The organism is Acinetobacter lwoffii (assembly GCF_024129735.1).
GTDB classification, from domain to species: Bacteria; Pseudomonadota; Gammaproteobacteria; order Pseudomonadales; family Moraxellaceae; genus Acinetobacter; species Acinetobacter lwoffii_H.
In genome coordinates, this window is sequence record NZ_JAMXXK010000089.1 from 1 (window position 1) to 4,327 (window position 4,327).

A 4,327-nucleotide genomic window follows, 5' to 3' on the forward strand; every position below is an offset into this window, starting at 1 on the left:
TTTAATTTACTTGCTGGCATATACAATTTAGATTGGGTGAAAGATAAACAATTAAATTGATTGAAAAATGATTTATGAAGGAAGTCTATTGATTTGTATTTTCTAAAGCAGTTTCGATGGATTGAATTTCTTGTTCGGAAGTTATTGGAATGATTTCGTCATTTATAATTCGGTAAGCACTATTTTCACGCTCTAGCATATTGTTGATATTAGTTATAAATGAATCTTTATTACTTACTCTTTGATAGGGGTAGTGCTCAATTGTTTCTTCAATCAAGCTATAAATTTCGTGCCATGCACAATTAAAAAAGTAATCTCTAATTATTTTTAAAGAATCAGATGTCCATTGAGGGATGGTATCTGTAGGGTTTTTAAAAAGATTAAGCCAATAAGATTCTACTAACGAGTATATATTTGAATTACGGGTAAAAGAGCTTTGATTATGTCCATGTTCAATCCGATTCCAAATATAGCTATGAAAAACACTCCACAAACCATTTTTTAAAGCATCATCTATACTTTCTTTTTGAATAATGTCACGTACGGGCTTATAACCATATCTTTCAGAAAATCGCATTTTGTTCCCCCTCAAACAAATTTAAGAATAGATTTATTTTTTTAATCCACCCTAACCCTCCTTTGCGAAAGGAGGGAATGCCTCCTCTTTATCAAAGAGGAGGCTAGGAGGAGATTTTTATTTCAACAACGGTTTCAAAAATTTACCCGTATGAGAAGCTTTGACTTTCACGACCTGTTCAGGCGTTCCTTCCGCGACAATCATACCGCCACCCGAACCACCTTCAGGGCCTAAGTCCACCACCCAGTCGGCAGTTTTAATTACGTCCAGATTATGTTCAATCACCACGATGGTATTACCCTTGTCACGGAGCTGATGCAGGATATCCAGCAGTTTGGCAATATCATGAAAATGCAGACCTGTGGTCGGTTCATCTAGAATATACAGGGTTTGACCGGTATCGCGTTTGGCCAGTTCACGCGCCAGTTTGACACGCTGTGCTTCACCACCAGAAAGAGTGGTCGCAGACTGACCCAGACGGATATAACCCAGACCCACCTGATGCAATGTTTCCAGACGACGGTGAATCACCGGAATGGCATCAAAGAAATGCATCGCATCTTCAACGGTCATCTGCAAGACATCGGAAATATTCTTGCCCTTGTAGTTCACTTCCAGCGTTTCACGATTATAGCGTTTGCCATGACAGGCATCACATGGCACATACATATCCGGCAGGAAGTGCATCGCCACCTTGATCATGCCGTCACCTTCACAGGCTTCACAGCGGCCACCTTTCACGTTAAACGAGAAACGACCGGCAGCATAACCGCGTGCCTTGGCTTCCTGAGTTTGGGAAAACAGCTCACGAATCGGGGTAAATAGACCGGTATAAGTCGCCGGATTAGAACGTGGGGTTCGTCCAATCGGGCTCTGGTCAATATCCACGACTTTGTCGAGGAACTGCAAACCATCAATCGATTCAAATTTTTCCGACGTCAGGGTGGTGGCACCATTCAATTGGGTCGCTGCTAATGGCAATAAAGTCCGGTTAATCAAGGTCGATTTACCTGAACCGGACACCCCGGTGACACAGGTCATAATGCCCAACGGAATGGTCAGATCGACTTTTTTCAGGTTATGCCCGGATGCCCCCATCAGCTTGATCTGTTCCTCAGGCTTAGGCGGTTGAATCCGTTTTTTCGGGACTTCAATTTTTAACTTGCCAGATAAATATTTTCCGGTCAGCGAGTCAGGATTGGCCAGAATTTCATCATAAGTCCCTTCGGCAATCACATGCCCGCCATGTACACCGGCACCCGGACCGATATCAATAATATGATCGGCGGCACGAATCGCATCTTCATCATGCTCGACCACCAAGACGGTATTGCCCAGATCACGCAGACGGATCAAGGTCTGTAACAGACGGTCGTTATCACGCTGATGCAGACCAATTGATGGCTCATCCAGCACATACATGACGCCCATCAAGCCAGCACCGATCTGTGAGGCCAGACGAATTCGCTGCGCTTCACCACCAGACAAAGTTTCGGCAGAACGCGACAGGCTGAGATAATTCAGGCCGACCGAAACCAGAAAGTGCAGACGTTCACGGATTTCCTTGAAAATCTTGTCGGCGATTTCACCCCGTGCACCTTCCAAATGAATACCCTGATAATAGCTTTCAGCATCGCCGATCGACATGCGGGTAATGTCAGCAATGGTCTTGTCCAGAATTTTCACATTACGCGAAATTTCATTCAGACGTGAACCATCACAGGCATCACAGGCAGCATTGGATAAATACTGCGCCAGATCATCACGCACATAATTACTTTCAGTTTCACGATAACGGCGTTCCAGATGCGGCAAAATCCCTTCAAAAGGAATGACCCGATTATGACGTCGGCCACGTTCATCGATATAACTTAGATCAATTTTTTCTTTGCCAGTGCCGTACAGAAATTTTTTCTTGGTGTCAGCATCCAGTTCATTCCATGGAGTTTCCAGAGAAAAACCAAAATGCTCGGCGACTTTCTGGATCATGCTGTAATAGTAAGGACGCTGACGGTCCCAGCCACGAATCGCGCCTTGACTGACACTGACTTCAGGATTGGGAATCAGTTTGTCGGCACTGAAATGGCTGCGGGTCCCCAGACCATCACAGACCGGACAGGCGCCAAAAGGGTTGTTGAACGAAAATAAACGCGGTTCCAGTTCAGCCACCGCGCGGTCACATTGCGGGCAGGAGTGCTTGGCTGAAAATACGCGATCGTTATGCTCGCCCTTCATCCAGGATAAAATCGCAATATCACCACCAAGACGCAGCGCCGTTTCAAAACTTTCGGCAATACGGTTGCCCAGATCATCACGCACTTTAAAACGATCGACTACCACTTCAATGGTATGTTTTTTCTTTTTGTCCAGTTCTGGTGGCGGATCAATTTCCATGATCTCGCCATCGACGCGGGCGCGGACGAAACCCTGGCTTTGTAGCTGTTCAAACAGCGCCGTATATTCACCTTTACGTTCACGCACCACCGGTGCTAATAGTAAAAGAGCAGTGCCTTCTTCTAATGCTTTGACTGCATCGACCATTTCAGTAACCGTTTGTGCCACCATCGGCAGATCATGTTCAGGACAGAACGGTGTACCGACACGCGCATACAGCAGGCGTAAATAGTCATAAATTTCGGTAATGGTACCCACGGTCGAACGCGGGTTATGACTGGTAGATTTCTGTTCGATGGCAATCGCTGGACTCAAGCCTTCAATAGAATCCACTTCCGGTTTTTCCATCTGGGAGAGGAACTGGCGGGCATAGGCAGACAGCGATTCCACATAACGGCGCTGACCTTCGGCATATAAGGTATCAAAGGCAAGCGAGGACTTTCCTGAACCAGACAGTCCCGTAATCACCACAAACTTGTCGCGTGGTATATCAAGGTTCACATTTTTCAGGTTATGGGTACGTGCGCCTCGAATACGGATGTGGCTTTGGCTCATGCAAGGATCCTAGAATATTCATCAAAAACCCTTATATGATACCGGATGAAAAATGTTCAAGTGCAAATAAAAGTATTTTAAACGTCAAGTTATGTCGGTGATTGGTCAATTCATCACAACATTAAGAAACACAACAGCAGATCATTTAAATATTCACAATGATCATGTACAAGGCCAATACCTAATAAGCCATTGCATAATGGCGTTCAAAGATAGACTCGATCTCTTCAAAGCAGCGTTCACGTGACACATCATGATGCAGACGTGCATAAAAATTGACTTCATTTTCCAGAATGTGCAGAAAGTCCTCATAGTCTTTTTGGAAAAAATCCAGGTCGAGCAAATCGTTACGTCGCGCCTGATGACAGCGATACTTTTCAATAAATTTCAGCAGATGTTTCTGGATATGCGTGTTGGTATGGTAAATCAGATAAGTCGCTGCCGAGCTACAATCTGGACAGCCTTGTTCCAAATAGATTTCTTCATTATTGAGCCAGCAACATTGCAGGGTAAAAAATGCCCGAATCGCTTCGGTGCCTAAAGTGTGCATATCATCTGCCTCTTTCCGGGATTGATTTTATTAATTGATAATTATTCTCAATTATTGTTCGGCAATTTGGGGCTTATAGCTAGGTCTAGCGTACCGGCCAGTTCTATCCTTGTTTTTTTCAGACTAAGCCGTTTTTATGATCGGTTTATGACAGTAGAAATTTTGGTGGTGTTTCAAAAAGTATGCTGACATTAAATGAAGCCATTATTGATGTAAAAAAAGGTTAAGTCGAAAGCTTTAAAATGGTTTTC

At 44.2% G+C, this 4,327-nt stretch carries 3 protein-coding genes; all 3 read right to left on the reverse strand.

The annotated features are described in order from the left end of the window. Window positions 1-85: 85 nt before the first annotated feature. A complete protein-coding gene (locus tag NI469_RS15450) occupies window positions 86-577 on the reverse strand; it encodes an AbiJ-NTD4 domain-containing protein (RefSeq protein WP_253175648.1) in 492 nt (163 codons plus the stop codon). Window positions 578-694: 117 nt separating this feature from the next. Next, window positions 695-3,526, reverse strand: a complete 2,832-nt coding sequence (uvrA, locus tag NI469_RS15455; RefSeq protein ID WP_004729208.1) for an excinuclease ABC subunit UvrA — start codon at window positions 3,524-3,526, stop codon at window positions 695-697. Window positions 3,527-3,707: 181 nt separating this feature from the next. Then, window positions 3,708-4,076 (reverse strand): hypothetical protein, encoded by a 369-nt coding sequence (locus NI469_RS15460; RefSeq protein WP_004729209.1) that lies wholly within the window; start codon window positions 4,074-4,076, stop codon window positions 3,708-3,710. Window positions 4,077-4,327 lie beyond the last annotated feature (251 nt).

Excerpts from the sequence above, each read along its gene's own strand:
- uvrA (WP_004729208.1), bottom strand. The coding sequence starts at position 3,526 with ATGAGCCAAAGCCACATCCGTATTCGAGGCGCACGTACCCATAACCTG.
- NI469_RS15460 (WP_004729209.1), bottom strand. The coding sequence starts at position 4,076 with ATGCACACTTTAGGCACCGAAGCGATTCGGGCATTTTTTACCCTGCAA.
- NI469_RS15450 (WP_253175648.1), bottom strand. The coding sequence starts at position 577 with ATGCGATTTTCTGAAAGATATGGTTATAAGCCCGTACGTGACATTATT.